The sequence below is a fragment of the Streptococcus sp. FSL W7-1342 genome, from assembly GCF_037966635.1.
Taxonomy (GTDB): Bacteria; Bacillota; Bacilli; order Lactobacillales; family Streptococcaceae; genus Streptococcus; species Streptococcus salivarius_D.
Genome location: NZ_CP150200.1, coordinates 195,554 through 213,609, shown reverse-complemented (window position 1 = coordinate 213,609; position 18,056 = coordinate 195,554). Strand labels below are relative to the sequence as shown.

18 protein-coding genes are annotated in these 18,056 nt (G+C 41.6%); 6 read left to right on the top strand and 12 right to left on the bottom strand.

The window, feature by feature from the left end:
• Positions 1-155 precede the first annotated feature (155 nt).
• On the top strand, positions 156-923 hold the full coding sequence (locus NSQ79_RS01160) for a DeoR/GlpR family DNA-binding transcription regulator (protein ID WP_175061615.1): 768 nt from the start codon (positions 156-158) through the stop codon (positions 921-923).
• Positions 916-1,725: a Cof-type HAD-IIB family hydrolase gene (locus NSQ79_RS01155; RefSeq protein ID WP_175061614.1), complete on the top strand. Its 810-nt coding sequence runs from the start codon at positions 916-918 to the stop codon at positions 1,723-1,725. The genes NSQ79_RS01160 and NSQ79_RS01155 overlap by 8 nt, the downstream gene beginning before the upstream one ends.
• Before the next feature lie 131 nt (positions 1,726-1,856).
• On the opposite strand, the gene NSQ79_RS01150 is transcribed toward NSQ79_RS01155, so the two are convergent.
• From NSQ79_RS01150 to pbp2a, 5 genes are all read right to left on the bottom strand, one after another.
• Positions 1,857-2,345: a phosphatase PAP2 family protein gene (locus NSQ79_RS01150; RefSeq protein ID WP_175061613.1), complete on the bottom strand. Its 489-nt coding sequence runs from the start codon at positions 2,343-2,345 to the stop codon at positions 1,857-1,859.
• Positions 2,346-2,475: 130 nt separating this feature from the next.
• The gene (gene nusG, locus NSQ79_RS01145) at positions 2,476-3,015 is read right to left on the bottom strand and encodes a transcription termination/antitermination protein NusG (RefSeq protein ID WP_002883644.1); all 540 of its coding nucleotides are present in this window, start codon (positions 3,013-3,015) and stop codon (positions 2,476-2,478) included.
• Positions 3,016-3,215: 200 nt separating this feature from the next.
• The gene (gene secE, locus NSQ79_RS01140; RefSeq protein ID WP_002883656.1) at positions 3,216-3,392 is read right to left on the bottom strand and encodes a preprotein translocase subunit SecE; all 177 of its coding nucleotides are present in this window, start codon (positions 3,390-3,392) and stop codon (positions 3,216-3,218) included.
• An 8-nt stretch (positions 3,393-3,400) separates the two neighbouring features.
• A complete protein-coding gene (gene rpmG / locus NSQ79_RS01135) occupies positions 3,401-3,553 on the bottom strand; it encodes a 50S ribosomal protein L33 (protein WP_002886472.1) in 153 nt (50 codons plus the stop codon).
• A 48-nt stretch (positions 3,554-3,601) separates the two neighbouring features.
• A complete protein-coding gene (gene pbp2a / locus NSQ79_RS01130) occupies positions 3,602-5,929 on the bottom strand; it encodes a penicillin-binding protein PBP2A (protein ID WP_038675226.1) in 2,328 nt (775 codons plus the stop codon).
• Between the two features lie 65 nt (positions 5,930-5,994).
• Here pbp2a and NSQ79_RS01125 point away from each other — a divergent pair, with 65 nt between their 5' ends.
• From NSQ79_RS01125 to NSQ79_RS01110, 4 genes are all read left to right on the top strand, one after another.
• Positions 5,995-6,864, top strand: coding sequence for an RluA family pseudouridine synthase (locus NSQ79_RS01125; protein ID WP_038675224.1), 870 nt, complete (start codon positions 5,995-5,997; stop codon positions 6,862-6,864).
• A gap of 184 nt (positions 6,865-7,048) precedes the next feature.
• Positions 7,049-7,381, top strand: coding sequence for a TM2 domain-containing protein (locus NSQ79_RS01120; RefSeq protein ID WP_002889819.1), 333 nt, complete (start codon positions 7,049-7,051; stop codon positions 7,379-7,381).
• Positions 7,381-7,686, top strand: coding sequence for a DUF2752 domain-containing protein (locus tag NSQ79_RS01115; protein ID WP_339313723.1), 306 nt, complete (start codon positions 7,381-7,383; stop codon positions 7,684-7,686). Before NSQ79_RS01120 ends, NSQ79_RS01115 begins: the two co-directional genes overlap by 1 nt.
• Positions 7,687-7,772: 86 nt before the next feature.
• Positions 7,773-8,618, top strand: coding sequence for a superinfection immunity protein (locus NSQ79_RS01110; protein WP_038675223.1), 846 nt, complete (start codon positions 7,773-7,775; stop codon positions 8,616-8,618).
• An 83-nt stretch (positions 8,619-8,701) separates the two neighbouring features.
• Here NSQ79_RS01110 and groL read toward each other — a convergent pair whose 3' ends face one another.
• From groL to NSQ79_RS01075, 7 genes are all read right to left on the bottom strand, one after another.
• Positions 8,702-10,321 (bottom strand): chaperonin GroEL, encoded by a 1,620-nt coding sequence (groL, locus tag NSQ79_RS01105; protein ID WP_175061612.1) that lies wholly within the window; start codon positions 10,319-10,321, stop codon positions 8,702-8,704.
• 44 nt (positions 10,322-10,365) lie between these two features.
• Positions 10,366-10,653 (bottom strand): co-chaperone GroES, encoded by a 288-nt coding sequence (gene groES, locus NSQ79_RS01100; protein ID WP_060775843.1) that lies wholly within the window; start codon positions 10,651-10,653, stop codon positions 10,366-10,368.
• A 167-nt stretch (positions 10,654-10,820) separates the two neighbouring features.
• A complete protein-coding gene (locus NSQ79_RS01095; protein ID WP_002883592.1) occupies positions 10,821-11,624 on the bottom strand; it encodes an ATP-binding cassette domain-containing protein in 804 nt (267 codons plus the stop codon).
• On the bottom strand, positions 11,624-13,564 hold the full coding sequence (locus NSQ79_RS01090) for an ABC transporter substrate binding protein (protein ID WP_002883690.1): 1,941 nt from the start codon (positions 13,562-13,564) through the stop codon (positions 11,624-11,626). The genes NSQ79_RS01095 and NSQ79_RS01090 overlap by 1 nt, the downstream gene beginning before the upstream one ends.
• A gap of 481 nt (positions 13,565-14,045) precedes the next feature.
• Complete coding sequence (locus NSQ79_RS01085) at positions 14,046-15,908, bottom strand: proline--tRNA ligase (protein WP_096832809.1); 1,863 nt, start codon at positions 15,906-15,908, stop codon at positions 14,046-14,048.
• Between the two features lie 70 nt (positions 15,909-15,978).
• The gene (gene rseP / locus NSQ79_RS01080; protein ID WP_045769221.1) at positions 15,979-17,241 is read right to left on the bottom strand and encodes an RIP metalloprotease RseP; all 1,263 of its coding nucleotides are present in this window, start codon (positions 17,239-17,241) and stop codon (positions 15,979-15,981) included.
• Positions 17,242-17,257: 16 nt separating this feature from the next.
• Complete coding sequence (locus tag NSQ79_RS01075) at positions 17,258-18,052, bottom strand: phosphatidate cytidylyltransferase (RefSeq protein WP_014633648.1); 795 nt, start codon at positions 18,050-18,052, stop codon at positions 17,258-17,260.
• Positions 18,053-18,056: the final 4 nt, after the last annotated feature.

Below are 18,056 nucleotides of genomic sequence, written 5' to 3'. Positions count from 1 at the left end.
TTTTGAAGGATTTTTAAAGATGATAAGGGAACTTTAAGAGGCAAATTCGCCTGAATCTATTTTGCACTTTTTTTCATTCTTTTTAAGTTTTTTTGCGCTTTTATGTAACAAAAAAGCAAAAAGATGCTATACTAGTATCAGAAAGAAGGTGACTCATGTATCAGGAACAACGATTAGAGAAAATATTAACACTTTTGGAGGAGCGCGGAAACCTATCTGTTAAGGAAATGGTTGACGCATTAGGTGTTTCCAAAGACACTGTCAGAAGAGATTTCGACTGCCTCAGCCAGAGGAATCTGGCTCAGCGTACCCATGGTGGCATTCTCCCAGTAAAAAATACCACTGTTCTTGGCTTCCAGGAACGTCAGAAAGGACTCACTGAAGACAAGAAAAAAATGGCAGACCTAGCGCTTAGCTTGGTCAAAGACCAATCTCTCCTCTTCTTCGATGTCTCTACCCTGATGCTTGAAGTTTCACAAAAATTGACTAAGAGCGTCACTGTCTACTCCCACTCTTTGGACAACGCCTTGGTCCTAAGTGGCAAAGAAGGAATCGACTTTCATCTCTTGGGAGGAAGATTTTACAGCAAAAACCGCTTCTACTATTCGCTTCACGAAGCCCGGCTCTTGCAACATCTACAATTTGACTTAGCCTTCTTTGGAGCGGCTAGTCTCAGTCAAGGAGTGGTCAGCTATGAAGATGAAGAGGACGTTGCTGTCAAACAACTAGCCATGCAAGCTGCTCGAACCAAGATACTTATTGCTGAATCTGATAAATATGAAAAGCACTCCAAATATATCTTGGGCAAGATTGAAGACTTTGACTACTGGATTACAGATAAGGAACCAAATCCTGATTTGGTCGAGTCTCTTAAAGATAAAGTAACGATTTTATACGATGGAAAGGATAGCGATTATGAGTAATATTCGTTTGATTATTAGTGACATTGATGGCACTATTCTCACTAGTAACCACCAGGTGGACGAGCAACTGATTGAGGTAATGCCAGAGCTTGAAAAAGCAAATATTCCCTTTGTTTTAGCTTCTGCCCGTTCGCCGCTGGGGATGCAACCAATTGCTCATAAACTGGGACTTCATGACAATCCCATCGCCTGCTACAACGGTGCCTTAGTACTTGAGGGTGATCGTACTATCATCCAACACCCTGTGGATAAAGCTGAGATTCAAGACCTTCTTAACTACTTATCCAAAGATTATCCAAGTGTCTCTGTGAATATCTACTCTGGCAAGGACTGGATCACCAACGAACTAGACAAATGGTCTCAGTTGGAAGGAAGTATCACGGGTGAATCTCCTATCATTAAGGAACTGCAAGACACGGTCTCAGACTCAGAACCACCTATCCACAAGCTATTGTTGATTGATGAGCCTGAAGTTATCCAGGACCTCCACCAAAAACTCCTAAGCATGGATTTTCCACAGACAGCCTTCTACTTATCTAAAGATAACTACCTTGAAGTCACTGCCAAACATGTTTCTAAAGAACACGCTCTCCTTGAGGTTGCCAAATATTATGACCTTCCTCTTGAACAAGTCATGACTATCGGAGATAACTTCAACGATAGTCCTATGCTAGCTCTAGCTGGCCTAGGAATTGCTATGGGCAATGCACCTGAAGAGGTTAAGGAAACTGCAAACTTAGTAACGGCTTCAAATGATGAGCATGGAGTCGCTCAAGCTATTAGAGAACATGTCCTAAACTAAGCTAATATCTAATGGTGGGAACAGCCTTTAATTGCCAACTCGAATTTTAGAACAAAAGAAAAGGTGCCCTAGAGGTGCCTTTCCTTTTTCAACGAAAAAAGCCTTCCTCTCTCGAAGAAGACCCAAATTTTCTAAAGATAAAGAAGGAGACCTACAAGAATCCCAATGGCATAGCCTGCCATAACATCACTAGGATAGTGAACACCACCTAGCACGCGCAAAAAAGCTAGAGCCCCCGCCAGAAAAAGCATAGCCCCACCTAGCCAGGGGTTAAGCATCAGTGCCAACATAGCAATGACAGTCGCTGAGAAAACATGCCGACTGGGAAAGGACTTACCCAGACTGTCCTTCTTAATAAGGGGTTGAATAGCCCAGGTCTGGTATGGACGCGGTCGATTGTAGAGGCTACGACCAAGAGAAAGAAGGAAAAAGCCTCCCCCCATAATAAGCACCGTCGTAGAGAGAACAAACCAACCATTCCTTAGCCAAACACAAATAAGAAATATAGGAAAAAGCAGGTAAAAAGTCCTAGTTATAAGCCTGTTCAACCCTTCTAAAACCTTAGCGTAAGAACGCAAAGGACCGCTAATCCTATCGTAAAATCGTTTGTAATTCATCATCATCCGTTAGAAAAAAAGGGAGTGACACAGAACTAAATTTCAAAAATCTAGCTTCTAGCCTCTCCCCTCAAGTTTAATGAGATAGTCTTCCAAGGTTGAAGTCTCTTAGCCCAACCTCTTTTTATCTATCTTAAAGTTCAGCGATTTGGTAAAGTTCAAGTTCAGCAGCTGTTTCTGAACCAAACATGTTAATCATGATTTTAACCTTGTTGTTTTCAATTTCTACAACACGGCCTTCTTGACCCATAAAGGCACCATCGATGATTTGAACCACGTCACCAACCTTGATATTAGTATCAAAGACATCAACGGTTTGACCCATTGAAATCAAGATTTGACGGATTTCTTCTTCCAAAAGTGGTGTTGGTTTAGAACGGTTACCGTGAGAACCAACGAAACCAGTAACGTTCGGAGTATTACGAACAACGAACCAGGCTTCGTCTGTCATTACCATCTCAACAAGAACGTAACCAGGGAAGCGGTTTTCTTCTACTTCTTTAACTTTACCGTTTTTCTCAACATTGACCGTTTGAGTTGGGATTTCAACACGCAAGATATTTTCAAGCATGTTATAAGTTTGGGCACGTTGCAAAAGGTTTTCTTTAACTTTGTTTTCGTATCCTGAATAGGTTTGAAGGACGAACCAGCCCTTGTCGAATGAATCTAGCATTTTAGGATTCCTTTCTTTTTTCTAAATGACATTTAAACACCTTTGGCTAGCTATCTTCTAGCTTCGAGTATTAAATGTCAATGAATGTCTATGGTTTAATTCAAAGCGTAATAAAAAAGCCTGGTGGCCCTCGTTCTCGCTTTTATCTGCATTTATTATAACAAAAAAGAGCAGGCATTCCCACTCTTTTTGTGTTTTCTTTAGAAAAAGTTAATCAGTGCTGACATAGCGCGACTCAACAATTCATCAAACGCATAGATGATGACAGTGAAGAACGCAGTATACTCAAGAACTGAAATAAAATCGTGCCAGCGTTGTTTACGGTCTGGCCAAGTCGTGTCTTTCAAGACTTTGAAAATACTTCCAGTTTGTCTCACGGTGTCTCCTATCTTGTTTCCTTATGCAAGGTGTATTTTTTACAATGTTTACAAAATTTGTTAACTTCTAGTCGTGTTGGTTTGGGAGTGCTACTCACATTAATTGAGTAGTTTCGGCTCCCACATTCAGCACACGCTAGGCTTGCTTTTTTCTGTGCCATAACGCCTCCGTTCTTTTTATCTTACCACTTTTAAATGCAATTGACAAGCTATCTGAATAGACCTGAGAAGGAGTCTGTAATCTTATCCCAAAGGCTGCTTGCCTGATCTTTAACGTCATTCACAACGTCTGATGCCTTGTCTGTCCATGACTTGTTACTGCTATTGCGCGAGTCATTTGGATCTGCCGTATAGTCTAGTGTTTGACCATCAGCTGCATAGGCATTTTCAACGGTAAACTCAGTACCTGGTGTATTTGGCAAAACATCCGCAGCGATGTAGCTGAAAATCGTCGAAGCTGTTCCCGAGCTAGCCCCTGTTAGGTAGTGACTCTCGTCAGTCTTATCAAAACCGATCCAGGTCGTCATAACCACATCAGGAGTATAACCAATCACCCACTGGTCACTAGTCAAATCCTTGTTAAATTCAGCCTGAACAGTACCTGTCTTACCTGCCATAGTATAACCTGTGTAGTTGGCATTCACAGCAGAACCATTTGAGAAGGTACCAAGCATCATGCTGGTCATCTGGTTAGCTACTGACTGGCTGATAACACGTTTAGACTTCTTACTATGGGTAGCAATAATGTCACCACTGGCATTTTCAATTTTAGTGATGAAATAAGCCGTGTTCATCTCACCACCATTAGCAAAGGTCGCATAAGCCTGAGCCATTTGAAGAGGACTAGCTGTCACACCACCACCAAGTGAAATTCCCAGTTCTTCTGGAACATTGTCAAAGTTGAGACCGAATTTTTGACCGTAACTGATCCCTTTTTGAATACCGATTTGATTAAAGAGGTAAACTGCTGGGATATTGTAGGAGTTGGCCAAAGCTTGATACATGGGCACATCCTCTGTCTCAACACCACCGTAGTTGGTTGGGGTATAGCCATTATAGTCGATTGGTTTATTCGGAAGATCCTTATTGATGCTCCATCCTGAAGCCAGAGCTGGTGCATAGACCACTAAAGGTTTGATAGTTGAACCAGGACTACGCTTCCCTTGAGTTGCATAGTTAAAGTTACGGAAGGTTGTATCACTGGTACCACCTACACGACCTACCAGACCGCGGACAGCTCCAGTTGTTGGATCAAGTGCCACACTAGCTGACTGGGCTGTACTACCATCACTTTCTGATGTAGGGAAGAGATAGGTATTTTCGTAGGTTTGCTGCATGTTAGCTTGTGAGTTGGCATCCATCTCTGTGTAGATTTTGTAGCCATTTTTAACGATTTCATCCTCACTCAAGCCATAAGTTTTCGTAGCTTCTTCAATGACGGCATCAAAGTAAGACGGATACTTGTAGTCATCGCCAGTCCCTTGATAGGTATCATCCAGACGACTAGCCATATCAACTCCAGCCGCACTGTCGGCATCTGCCTGACTCAACTTCTTGTCATCAACCATATTGGCGAGGACAGTGTTTCTACGGTTGGTCGCATTTTTGATATTATCAATTGGGTTGTAAATTTCAGGTCCCTTAAGCATACCAGCGAGGGTCGCTGCTTCATCAACGGTTAGATTGGCAGCACTTGTCCCGAAGTATTTTTGACTAGCATCTTCAACACCCCAAACCCCATTTCCAAAGTAGGCATTATTGAGGTACATGGTAAGTATTTCTTGCTTGCTGTATTTCTTGGTTAATTCCAAAGAGAGGAAGAATTCCTTGGCCTTACGAGTGACTGTCTGTTCTTGTGTCAAGAAGGCATTTTTAGCCAACTGTTGGGTAATGGTCGAGCCACCACCAAAGCGTCCCATAGATACAATGGCCAAGAGGAATCGCTTGACGTTAACCCCGCTATTTTCATAGAAGGTACGGTCCTCAGTTGCAATAACAGCATTCTCCAGGCTATCACTAATGGCATCCAGCTCCACATAAGTCCCTTTTTGCCCTGACAAAGAACCAGCTTGATTGCCTTCTTTGTCATAGATAACCGTAGTTGCTTTCAAGGCATCTTGAAGATCTGAAACATTGGTCGTCTTGGCAATATAGAAAAGGTAGGAACCTACTGTCAGAACCAACATAGCTACCAAGATAAAGAGAATTTTACCAATATGATAACGACGCCAGAAACGACGAATAGGATTTCTTGGCGAAAGTGTAAACTTGCTCAAGAACGCCTGAACCTTACCTAAAGGTTGGGTCGTATCAATAGGTTTCTTTTGCTTAGAACGTTGATAACGTGACGTCTCTTGACTTTCCTGAGACATATCTAAGTCTTCAACGGCTTGTTCAACCTCATCAGGTTTCTTAGCAAAGAGTCCCTTTATCTTATTTTGTAAATTCTTCGATTTTTCAGCAGGCTGGGAATCCTTGCCCTTTCCGCTATTTTCTTCTTTAAAAAGTTTGTTTTTTAGATTATCAAAAAATGTCATAACCCTATTATACCAAGTTTTTACAGATTCTGTCCTCTTTTAAACGTTCATGATATAATGAAACCATGACTTTACACGTAGAAATTATCAATCCCTATCCTGTAACAACCGTCAAAGACTTGCTCGAAACTAAGCTCCTCATTCCTCGTAAGATTCGTCATTTCCTACGCACGAAAAAGCACGTCCTCATCAATGGAGAGACTATTAATTGGCAGAGTCCTGTTGAAAAAGGTGATAAGATTAGCCTGACCTTTGATACAGAGGACTACCCTGAAAAAATTATCCCTATGGGAAATGCCAGTTTAGTAGAACCTCTCTATGAAGATCAGCATCTCATCGTGGTCAATAAACCTGAAGGAATGAAAACACATGGTAATGAACCCACAGAAATTGCTCTACTTAACCATGTTTCGGCCTATTGTGGGCAAACCTGTTACGTCGTTCATCGACTAGACATGGAAACTAGTGGGGCTGTACTCTTCGCAAAAAATCCGTTTATCCTGCCAATTCTCAATAGACTCTTGGAAGATAAGAAGATTCAGCGTCAATACTGGGCTTTGGCTGAAGGTAAATTTCAGACCAAGGAGACTGTGTACAAAGACAAGATTGGACGCGACCGCCATGACCGTAGAAAACGAGTGGTTGATCCTAGAAAAGGGCAGGTTGCCTATACAACCATCACGCGCCTCAAAGCCTTCAAAGGAGCTAGTCTGGTCAACTGTCAACTAAAAACCGGTCGGACCCACCAAATTCGTGTGCATCTGGCCCACCATGGGCATGCCATTCTGGGGGACCCTCTTTATAGCCACCGCCCCGCATCTCGACTCATGCTCCACGCTCACACTCTTAGTTTCACCCATCCCTTAACACTCGACAAAATCACTGTTAAGGCCAGCTCAGACAGTTTTGAACAAGGGTTAAAAAATCACAAATAATAGAAGTAGGCTCATTCTCAAGCATAGTGCGAAAGGATTATCCTAATGATCCTCTAGTTATGACACAGTGGAAGCTTGCAAATAAGTTGCTTTTATTAACTTCAAAAGCCTTGACCGCCTTGAATCTCCCTTTACAATATGTTATCCTTTACATATCATTTAAAATTTGAGGGGTATTTAATTTATGAATCCAGTCGATCAATGGCTAGCAATTAACGCCAAGTATTTCCCAACAGAACAAGTTCAGTACATCCGCCAACGTCTTGAGGCACTTCCTGAACAACAACTTTCAATGCTTTACTCAATCAGCTTCCAAGATCCTACGATGATGCTTGTCATCTCACTTTTTGGTGGTTCTCTTGGAATCGACCGCTTTATTTTGGGACAAGTTGGTCTTGGTGTTGGTAAACTTTTGACATGTGGTGGATGTGGTATCTGGTCAATCGTTGACTGGTTCCTTATCATGGATGCTACTCGCCAATCAAACGCTCAAAAACTCTTTGCAGTTATTGGCTAATGAAAAACTATTTTACACGCTTGTGGGCCTACCACCAGCGTTTTTTTAGATTATATCTCTTAGTTTCAGTGGCAGTTTATGGAGTCTACCTTTTACATCTTCCAACACCACTCAGTTTAATCCTAAGACCATTTGGCCTTAAAGCTTGGAGCGCAGGCCTAACACGCGCTAGTGTTAGACTCTTACACCTAGATTGGCAAGGAGCCTGGGACTATAATCCACTGATATATCCTCTAGTGGTCTATATCCTAACCTATTTCTTTCTCTTTCCCATCTTCAGTGTAAAGAAGATTATAAGGAAATAAAGTAAAGACTCCCATTGCCCCTTACACTATTGATATAATTGTAATTGTCAACATTTTTATAATCAAGATCTCTGGAGGTTATACACATGAAGCAACAAGATTGGATCGATTTTTTCCAAGCAGTTAATGGTCGTAATCCAAGTATTCAAGAAATGGCTGAAGCAGCTCAGAAAGGCGAGTTTGTCCGAGAAACTCCCAAACAAACTGTCGAAGTAACAGAAACTGTCTCACAAAAAGAGACTGTAGAAACTAAGCAAGATTCAAAGGTTGTTGAACCAGTAGAATCTGCACCATCAACAGAGGTTGTAGAAACTGCCGAAAAAGATGTTGACAGCTATGATGTTGCTGAAGAGCCACTCACTAACTCTATGGTAGATGAAGAAGAGACTTTCCAAGCAACTAACCTAGCTCAAGAAAATCAATCAAAGACCTTCCAGGAACAAGTTAAACCTGTTGTAGAAACTGCCAGTCAGACTGTTAACCAATTTGCGAATCAAACTGGTGAAACTTTCCAACAAGCAAGCAAAAATCTAAATGAAACTTGGAAGAAACAAGACAAGAAAACCCAAACAAACCTCATCATGTTAGCCGTCGCTTCCATCCCAGCTATCCTCTGGGCTCTTGGAATGATACTCTTAGGAATTGCCAGTGATGATCTTAGTGCCGGATTGATCACGGCTCTTCTCTCCGTCATCATTAATTTCCCCTTGGTTGTACTTCTTATATTACCAGCTCTTCTAAATAAAACAGATAAAAAATGGCCAATCTTTATCCTATCCTTTCTTCTAGGCTGGACATTCATCGGTTGGATCATCCTTCTTGCTGTTTCTATCAATACGAATAAGGAAGCAGAACGCATTAGACAACAACAAATGATGATGCAAATGGCAGGTCAACAAGGAAGTTCTGATACATTTAACCCTTTTCAGTAATTAACAACAAATAAATGAAAAAAAGAAAACCCAGAAAAAGTTTCTCAACTTTTCCTAGGTTTTTTCTTTTGCTTTTTAAACTCTTAGTAGCCCATCATTCCTGGATCCATAGCTGGTGCTGCTGGAGCTTCTGGTTCAGGTTTGTTGGCAACGACTGCTTCAGTTGTCAAGATAAGACTAGCTACAGAAGCGGCATTTTGGAGAGCAGAACGTGTGACCTTAACTGGATCAATGATTCCTGCTTCGACCATATCTACCCATTCACCGTTAGCAGCGTTAAAGCCTGTACCAACTGGGCTGTTCTTCAATTTATCGATGATAACTGAACCTTCATAACCAGCGTTATAAGCAATTTGACGAACTGGTTCTTCCAAGGCACGGAGGACAATGTTACGTCCTGTAGCGTCGTCACCTTCAAGATCAAGTTCAGCAACCTTAGCAATGACGTTAACAAGGGCTGTACCACCACCTGCTACGATACCTTCTTCAACAGCGGCACGAGTAGCGTTAAGGGCATCTTCGATACGAAGTTTCATTTCTTTAAGGGCTGTTTCAGTGGCCGCACCAACCTTAACAACTGCAACCCCACCTGACAATTTAGCCAAACGTTCTTGAAGTTTTTCACGGTCAAATTCAGATGTTGTTGTTTCCAATTGAGACTTGATGAGGTTAACACGGTTAGCAATCGCTTCTGTGCTTCCTGCACCTTCAACGATAACTGTGCTATCTTTATCCACAGTTACTTTCGAAGCTTGACCAAGTGCTGCCATAGTTGCATCCTTAAGTTCAAGACCAAGATCTTCAGTAATGACAGTTGCTCCTGTCAATACGGCAATGTCTTCCAACATGGCTTTACGACGGTCACCAAAGCCAGGTGCCTTAACAGCAACGACATTGAAAGTTCCACGAATCTTGTTAAGAACAAGTGTAGGAAGAGCTTCACCATCCACATCATCAGCAATGATCAAGAGTGGACGGCTTGTCTTAAGCACTTCTTCCAAGAGTGGAAGGACATCTTGGATATTTGAAATTTTCTTGTCAGTCACAAGGATAAATGGATTATCAAGGTCAGAGACCATCTTTTCATTATCAGTAACCATGTACTGAGAAAGATAACCACGGTCAAACTGCATACCTTCAACCACTTCGAGTTCTGTCTCCATACCACGAGACTCTTCAATAGTGATAACACCATCATTACCAACACGTTCCATAGCTTCTGAAATGTATTCACCAACTTTTTCAGAACGTGATGAAACCGCTGCGACCTGGGCAATAGCTTCCTTATTAGCAACTGGTTGTGCAATGGCTTTAAGCTCTTCCACGGCTGTAGCTACAGCTGCTTCAATCCCACGACGGATACCGATTGGATTAGCACCAGCCGTTACATTTTTGAGACCTTCACGGACAATAGCTTGTGTCAAAACAGTGGCTGTAGTTGTTCCGTCACCGGCAATATCGTTCGTTTTTGAAGCCACTTCGCTGACAAGCTTAGCACCCATATTTTCAAAGTGATCTTCGAGTTCAATTTCTTTAGCAATTGTCACACCATCATTAGTGATAAGAGGTGAGCCAAAAGCTTTTTCCAAAACCACGTTACGACCTTTAGGACCAAGCGTTACCTTAACTGTATCAGCCAAAGTATCAACACCACGGACCATTGCTGCGCGTGCATCTGATGAAAATTTAATATCTTTTGCCATAGTTACTCCTTCTTTATCTTACTTTATATCTGATTAGCATAGACCTAAGCTAGGACTGCTAAAATATCTGCTTCACGGATAATTGAAACGGAATCATCTCCGTCTTTAACATTGACACCTGCACCATTTTCAACAAGAACTTTATCGCCTGCTGCAACACTAAGTGCAATCAATTCACCAGTAAGAGTACGGATTCCTTCACCTACTGCCAAAACCTCAGCAGTCTTTGTAGCTTCATGACTAGCTCCTGCCAATACAAAGCCACTAGCTGTTTTTTCTTCTGTTTCTTCAAAATGGACAACGATACGATCGCCCAATGGTTTCAATGCCATACCAATTACCTCCAAATGTTATTTGTTATTAGTAACGTGTGAAACGTTATTTTTAGCACTCATAAACTATGAGTGCTAATCCATATATTTATTTTAGCACTTGGTCAAAAATAGTCAAGAAAAAACTACCCAAAATCTGAACTTTGGATAGTTTCTTTTTTTGTTTATTAACCGAGCACCAAGGCATCGTCATTGAGGACTTGTCCACTATTTTTGTGGAAGAGGTCCATAAGTTCTGCAACAGTGAGGTTTTTCTTTTCCTCACCTCGCACATCGACGACGATTTTTCCGTGATAGAGCATGACTAGACGGTTCCCATATTCGATAGCATGTTCCATATTATGGGTAATCATAAGGGTTGTCAATTCTTGTTCTTCAACGATCTTACGTGTCAAATTCATGACCATATCACTTGTCTTAGGATCTAGGGCTGCTGTATGTTCATCCAAAAGCAAGATTTTTGGACGCACCAAGGTTGCCATAGCAAGTGTCAAGGCCTGACGTTGTCCACCTGACAAGAAATTAGCATCAGTCTTCATACGATTCTCAAGACCAAGACCAAGATCTACCAAGGCTTCCTTGAAGACTTGACGTTCGCTTTCAGTGATAGACTTTTTAAAAAAGCTACGTTTCTTACCACGACGATAGGCAATCGCCATATTTTCTTCGATAGAAAGGTTTGTCGCTGTCCCCATTCGAGGATCTTGGAAAACACGACTAATGTCTTTAGAGCGCTCATCTACAGATGCTTTCTTAATAGATTGCCCCTCCAACAAGATATCCCCCTCATCAATACTAAGAACACCAGCAATTGAATTCATCAAGGTTGATTTACCAGCACCATTTCCCCCAATGACAGAGATAAAATCTCCCTGCTCAATGTCGAGATCCAAACCACGAAGGACGTGATTTTCATTGACTGTGCCTTTTTCAAAGGTTTTATGAATCTGTTGTAAACTAAGTAAAGCCATTACTTGTCACCTCCTGGAGTCAAGGATTTGTTAGGTCTGATTTTCAATTTTTGTCGTACTTCTGGCACATAAAGGATGATAGCAAGCAAGATGGCTGAAGCCAATTTCAACATTTGAGCATCAACGTTCATGGCAAGGATAATAACCAAGACCAAACGGTAGAGAACAGCACCTACGACAATTGACCAGAGGCGTTTGCCAAGTGGTAGATACTTGACGATAACCTCAGCCAAGATGATTGCAGCCAAGCCATTTACGATTGTACCAGTACCCATATTCATATCCGCATAGCCATTGTTTTGAGCTAGGAGGGCACCTGATAGGGCAATCAAACCATTGGAAATCATGTAGCCAAGAATCTTCATACGGTCAACCTTGATACCATTAGCTTCACCCATGGCAAGGTTATCACCTGTTGCACGAAGAGCAAGTCCAACCTGTGTATTAAGGAGAACAACCAACATAAGTACTACCAGACTAACAAAAATCAGTCCTAATAGAATCACACCATTCAGCTTAGATAGACCAAGATCCATCACCATAGTCACCAGCGTGTTGTGGCCTGAAAGAGAGACATTGGCACTTCCAAGAACCAAAAGGTTAACTGAATAGAGCCCTGTTAAGGTAATAATCCCTGTTAAGAGTGCTGGTATCTTCATTTTCGTATGCATAAAGCCAGACACAGCTCCAGCAAGCATACCAGCTACAAAACCACCTAGAGTCGCAAAGATTGGGTTGATCCCACGGATAATCATGATAGTTGTCGTAGCAGCACCAAGTGGGAAGGCCCCCTCAGCTGTCAAATCAGCAAGGTCCAAAATACGGAAGGTAATGAAGACCCCGATAGCCATAATAGCCCAGAGGAGTCCCTGAGAAATGGCTGTTAGCACCACATTTGAAAATCCTTTTTTAGAAGACTTATTGACCTTAAGCTTAATGACACCCTTATCTTTTTTAGCAATTGGTTTGTCATCTTGTGTTGATGCTTTAGATTCCTCGTCACTAATGCTAGAAACATCAATACCAAGTTCTTTAGCCATGTCATGGTTAACCACAACATTTAGGGTTTTAGGATACTCGGCATCGACATCCTTGACCTTCTCACCTCGGAGAACACGGCCTGCCAACTTACCTGTTTGACGTCCAAGCGCTTCATAGTTAGTTCCATAAGTGAACAGGACACCTTTTTCTACACTACCAGCGTCACTACCAACAACTGGAACCTTAGTCTCTTTAGAAAGATCTACCAAGGTATTAATAGCACTAACAATAGTATTATCAGTTGGGATGAAAATCACTTCGGTTTGACTCATCAAGCTCTTGGCTGTGTCTTGGATATCATTGGTTGATGAAATTCCTTTGATAACCGTTTCAATACCAGCTTCCTTGAAGTATTTCTTGGCTTCTTCAACCTGAACTTCTGAGTTACGCTCGCTGGTCGTGTACATAATCCCAACTTTTTTAGTGTTTGGAAGGACCTTTTTCAACAACTCGACTTGTTTGTTGATTGGTGACATGTCGCTTGTCCCTGTCACATTTCCTCCAACATTGTCCATAGACTTAACCAATTTAGCTGAAACTGGATCTGTGACAGCTGTAAAGAGAATTGGCTTGTCCTTTGTCAAACTACTCAAAGACTGGGCTGCTGGGGTTGCGATAGCTAACATGACATCATTATCTTCAATAAGCGACTGAGAAATCGTCTGCAAGTTAGACTGATCTCCTTGTGCATTCTGATAATCGATTTTGATGTTCTTACCGTCGACATAACCTTCCTCTTTGAGTTCTTCAATGAACCCTTTACGTGTCGCTGACAAGGAAGGATGTTCCACATATTGGAGCACACCGACGTGAACCAAATCTTTATTAGAAGCATTGGAACATGCTACCAAGAGGACAGCTGTAATAACAGCCATCATACTGACCAAGAATTTCTTCATCTTGTATACCTCTATTTTTTATTCTATCTATTTCCAATTTTCTGTCATCTTTTTTCCGAGATGATAGAGTCAAAAGAAAATTAAAAATAGACCACGGTATGAAAAAAACCAGTTAGGACAGGCCCAACTGGTTTTATGCATCTTGACTAGCACAGGCTAGCTTATGTCACCGGTTAGACCTATTCATCTAATCGGCTAATCCATCACAAAATGCTTTAGCTTCATAGATACAAACTGACTGACGCTTGTATCCTGAAACACAAACGTCCTATCTAAAGAAACTAAAGTAATAAAAAGCTTTAAGATTTCCCAAATGGGTCGCTTTGTTAAGCATGTGATGCCTCCGTAGTTATGATAGTTTTAAGTTTACACTATTTAGACAATTCTGTCAAATTGGAATTTACTCTCTTTTCTCTCAATTTATCATTGTCACTGCAAAAGAAAAATCTCTTCCTGCTCCTGCAAGAAAAGATTTTTTAGATTAAGCATCTTGTTCGGTTGTTAAGATAGCAAGTGTTTCAATCAAGTTATCGGCATTAACTTCAATAGTATCACCAGTTGCCTTGATTTTAACTTCGACAACACCTTCGCTGGCTTTTTTACCAACTGTCACACGAATTGGAAGTCCGATAAGGTCACTGTCAGAGAATTTAGAACCAACACGCTCATTACGATCATCTGTCAAGACATCATAGCCTTCAGCCATAAGAGCAGCTTCTAAACGTTCTGTCAAAGCATTGGCTTCCTCATCCTTAGTGTTAACTGTAATCAAGTGAACATCATACGGAGCCAATTCTTTAGGGAAGTTAATTCCCCATGCATAGCGGTACTGACCTTTTGGTGTCTTGTTAACAAAGAGACGGGCATGTTGTTCAATCACAGCTGACAAGATACGGCTAACACCGATACCGTAACATCCCATGATAATTGGAACAGCACGGCCATTTTCATCAAGAACGTTAGCACCCATACTTTCAGAGTAACGTGTCCCAAGTTTAAAGATATGACCAATCTCGATACCACGCGCAAACTGAAGGACACCTTGACCATCTGGTGAAATTTCACCCTCTTTAACTTCACGAATATCCACGTATTCTGCCTTGAAGTCACGCTCTGGGTTAACACCTGTCAAGTGGTAACCATCTTCATTGGCTCCAACAACTGCATTAGCCACGTCTTGAACCTTACGGTCCGCAACGATACGAACATTTTCAGGAAGGTTAACTGGACCAAGAGAACCGAAGTTAGCACCAAAGACTTGACGTGCCTCATCTTCTGTAGCTGGTTCAAGGAAATCAGCAGCAAGGTAGTTTTTCAACTTCACATCGTTAACCTGATCATTACCGACAAGAAGAGCCACCACTGGTTCATCATCAGCAATGAAAAGCAAAGTCTTGATGGTTTGTTCTTCTGGAACATTCAAGAAAGCAGCAACTTCATCAATTGACTTGCAATCTGGTGTTTCAACTCGAGTCACTTCTTCTTGAGTCACAACCTTGGTCGCTGGTGTGTAGGCGTTTGTTGCCATCTCAAGGTTAGCTGCATAGCTTGACTCTGTAGAGTAAGCAATTGTGTCTTCACCAGATACCAACCATGATGTCAATTCTTTCTTGATTTCTTCCATGACATCTTCTGGAATCTCATCCAATGAAGCAATTGACTTGTCAAGAACTACCCAACGGTTGAGGTCTGTACGCTCAGGAGTGACCGCCATGAATTCTTGAGAATCCTTACCACCCATGGCACCACCATCACCGATGATACCCTTAAATTCAAGGCCAGCACGTGTAAAGATAGCCTCATAAGCTTTACGGTAGTCTTCATAAGTGACATCCAAATCTTCATAGTTTTGGTGGAAACTATAAGCATCCTTCATGATAAATTCGCGTGTACGAAGAAGACCGTTACGAGGACGTTTTTCATCACGGTATTTTGATTGGATTTGGTAGAGATTAAGTGGCAATTGTTTGTATGATTTAACCGCATCACGAACCAAGGCTGTAAACGTTTCTTCGTGAGTTGGACCGAGGATAAAGTCAGATTTATCGCGGTTTTTAAGTTTATAAAGGTCTTCACCGTAAGTTTCATAACGGCCTGACTCACGCCACAAATCTGCTGTCAAAAGCGCTGGTGCCAACATTTCAACCGCACCGATTTTTTCAAACTCCTCACGCATGATGGTTTTGAATTTCTCGATAGCACGATTTGCCAATGGCATATAAGCGTAAATACCAGCAGAAACCTGACGCACGTAACCCGCACGTACCATAAGGGCATGACTGATAACTTGAGCATCACTTGGCATTTCACGAAGTGTTGGAATCAACATTTTACTTTGTTTCATCATTTACATACTAAGGAGGCTGGCCCTTGGCTCAAGTCCCTTAGACTTCCTTTCGTTTCTTTGTTTCTAATTAAAAGAAAGCACGCATAATATCATTCCAAGTGACTGCAATCATAAGAACAACCATGATAGCAACACCTGCAAGTGTAATATAGCTTTCAATTTCTTGATTAAGTGGTTTACGACGAATGGCTTCAATAATATTCATAACAATTTTTCCACCGTCAAGGGCTGGAATTGGGATAAGATTGAAAATTCCCAGGTTAATTGAGAGCATCCCCATAAGGTTAAGAATGGAAATTAAGCCATTTTCTGAAGCCTGGGCAGACATCTGGAACATAGCAACCGGTCCACCAAGTTTATTCAAACTAAAGTTGGTGATAAGCCCCTTAAGTGCTACGAGAATTTTGAAGGCCCCTTCCCAAGCCATTTGGAAACCACCAAAAATCTTATCTTTAAGACCTGTTTTTAAAGCAGGAGAAACACCCAAAAAGTAGCTACCTTGATTCTCTTGAGGTTTAACAGAGATTGTTTCTTCCTGACCGTTACTTCTCTTAACCGTCACAGAAAGGCTGTCACCTTTGGAGAATTTTTGGGTATTCTCTGTCAATGATTCCTTCAAGCTGTCCCAATCAGTAACCTTGTCCTTATTGATAGCCTCGATGGCATCACCATTTTTCAAGCCTGCCACCTGAGCAGCACCTCCATTGGCTACCTGGATACGGTTGGTCGATATATCTTGAACACCACCCTGAACAAAGGCTAAGATAATAAAGACAAGCACCCCAAGAATGAAGTTATTCATAGGACCAGCAAAGTTGGTAATTAAACGTCCCCAAATGCTCGCATTTTGATATTGGACATCCTTAGGAGCGATACGAAGTTCTGTACCATCCTCCTCAACGATAGTGGCATCATGGTCAACCTCATAGGTCTTGGTCTCATCTAGGACTAGACCTGTGATGGTTAACTTATCTTCCAAATCATAGGCAGTGACGTTCATAGGTAAAGCCGTCTGATCAATCTGGCGATCCGAAAGGTTGATACGTCTTACCTTACCATCTGATCCAATCGTTAGACTGGCAGGACTACCTGTTTTAATCTCAGTTGTATCTTCACCCCAACCAGCCATACGAACATAACCACCCAAAGGGAGGATACGGATAGTATAAACGGTACCATCCTTACCTGTATGTGCAAAAATTTTCGGTCCCATACCAATGGCAAATTCACGAACCAAAATCCCTGAGCGTTTGGCGAAAAAGAAATGACCAAACTCATGGAAGACGACAATCACACAGAAAATCAGTAAAAAGGTAATAATAGCTTTCATCTAGACACCTCCACTCTTAAAAAAGTCCTAGGAAGTGCATGATTGGGAAAACGAAGATCCAGCTATCACAACGGTCCAAAATACCACCATGCCCAGGAATGAGATTGCCTGAGTCTTTAACGCCAAAGTGACGTTTAATAGCTGATTCAACCAAATCACCAAATTGACCAAAGATACTAAAGAGAATCGTACAGATAAGCAACCAGAAGAAGTTATGAGGGGCATAAACGCCGTGGTTAATCAAACCAAAGATAAGAGCCACAATAATTGCGGATAAGATACCACCGACACTACCCTCAATAGTCTTATTTGGTGATACTTTTGGCAATAGCTTATTCTGACCAAATTGACGACCAAAGAGGTAAGCTCCAATATCTGTTGCCCAAACAATAAAAAGGGCAAAGAGAACTTTTTCCCAACTATCCAAACGTGCCGCAATAAGATTTTGAAAACCAAAACCAACATAAAAGGCAGATGCGATTGGATAAGCTGCATCATCAAAAAAATAATGGTCGCTATTAAGGACAGTCCCAGCTAGAATCAAAAATGAAATAACAGCGAAACCTGTCACACTAGCATTTGTTGGAAGACTGATAAAATACTGATCAATCGGCACAGCCAAGATAAAAGCTGCTACCATTGATAAAATACCCTCGATAGAGAAAATCTCCAAGTGCTTCATGCGAAGCATCTCAGACACTGCAACCATGGCCATAGCTCCAACCAAAAGTTGGAAAGGAAGACCACCGATAAAGAGCAATGGGAGGAAAATGGCTGCTGCCACACCCCCACCAATTAAACGTTCTTGCATGAGA

Excerpts from the sequence above, each read along its gene's own strand:
- NSQ79_RS01110 (WP_038675223.1), top strand. The coding sequence starts at position 7,773 with ATGAAGCAACAAGATTGGATCGATTTTTTCCAAGCAGTTAATGGTCGT.
- rpmG (WP_002886472.1), bottom strand. The coding sequence starts at position 3,553 with ATGGCACAGAAAAAAGCAAGCCTAGCGTGTGCTGAATGTGGGAGCCGA.
- NSQ79_RS01095 (WP_002883592.1), bottom strand. The coding sequence starts at position 11,624 with ATGGCTTTACTTAGTTTACAACAGATTCATAAAACCTTTGAAAAAGGC.
- rseP (WP_045769221.1), bottom strand. The coding sequence starts at position 17,241 with ATGAAAGCTATTATTACCTTTTTACTGATTTTCTGTGTGATTGTCGTC.
- NSQ79_RS01075 (WP_014633648.1), bottom strand. The coding sequence starts at position 18,052 with ATGCAAGAACGTTTAATTGGTGGGGGTGTGGCAGCAGCCATTTTCCTC.
- NSQ79_RS01085 (WP_096832809.1), bottom strand. The coding sequence starts at position 15,908 with ATGAAACAAAGTAAAATGTTGATTCCAACACTTCGTGAAATGCCAAGT.
- nusG (WP_002883644.1), bottom strand. The coding sequence starts at position 3,015 with ATGCTAGATTCATTCGACAAGGGCTGGTTCGTCCTTCAAACCTATTCA.
- NSQ79_RS01160 (WP_175061615.1), top strand. The coding sequence starts at position 156 with ATGTATCAGGAACAACGATTAGAGAAAATATTAACACTTTTGGAGGAG.
- groL (WP_175061612.1), bottom strand. The coding sequence starts at position 10,321 with ATGGCAAAAGATATTAAATTTTCATCAGATGCACGCGCAGCAATGGTC.
- pbp2a (WP_038675226.1), bottom strand. The coding sequence starts at position 5,929 with ATGACATTTTTTGATAATCTAAAAAACAAACTTTTTAAAGAAGAAAAT.
- groES (WP_060775843.1), bottom strand. The coding sequence starts at position 10,653 with ATGGCATTGAAACCATTGGGCGATCGTATCGTTGTCCATTTTGAAGAA.
- NSQ79_RS01155 (WP_175061614.1), top strand. The coding sequence starts at position 916 with ATGAGTAATATTCGTTTGATTATTAGTGACATTGATGGCACTATTCTC.
- NSQ79_RS01125 (WP_038675224.1), top strand. The coding sequence starts at position 5,995 with ATGACTTTACACGTAGAAATTATCAATCCCTATCCTGTAACAACCGTC.
- NSQ79_RS01150 (WP_175061613.1), bottom strand. The coding sequence starts at position 2,345 with ATGATGAATTACAAACGATTTTACGATAGGATTAGCGGTCCTTTGCGT.
- NSQ79_RS01090 (WP_002883690.1), bottom strand. The coding sequence starts at position 13,564 with ATGAAGAAATTCTTGGTCAGTATGATGGCTGTTATTACAGCTGTCCTC.
- NSQ79_RS01115 (WP_339313723.1), top strand. The coding sequence starts at position 7,381 with ATGAAAAACTATTTTACACGCTTGTGGGCCTACCACCAGCGTTTTTTT.
- NSQ79_RS01120 (WP_002889819.1), top strand. The coding sequence starts at position 7,049 with ATGAATCCAGTCGATCAATGGCTAGCAATTAACGCCAAGTATTTCCCA.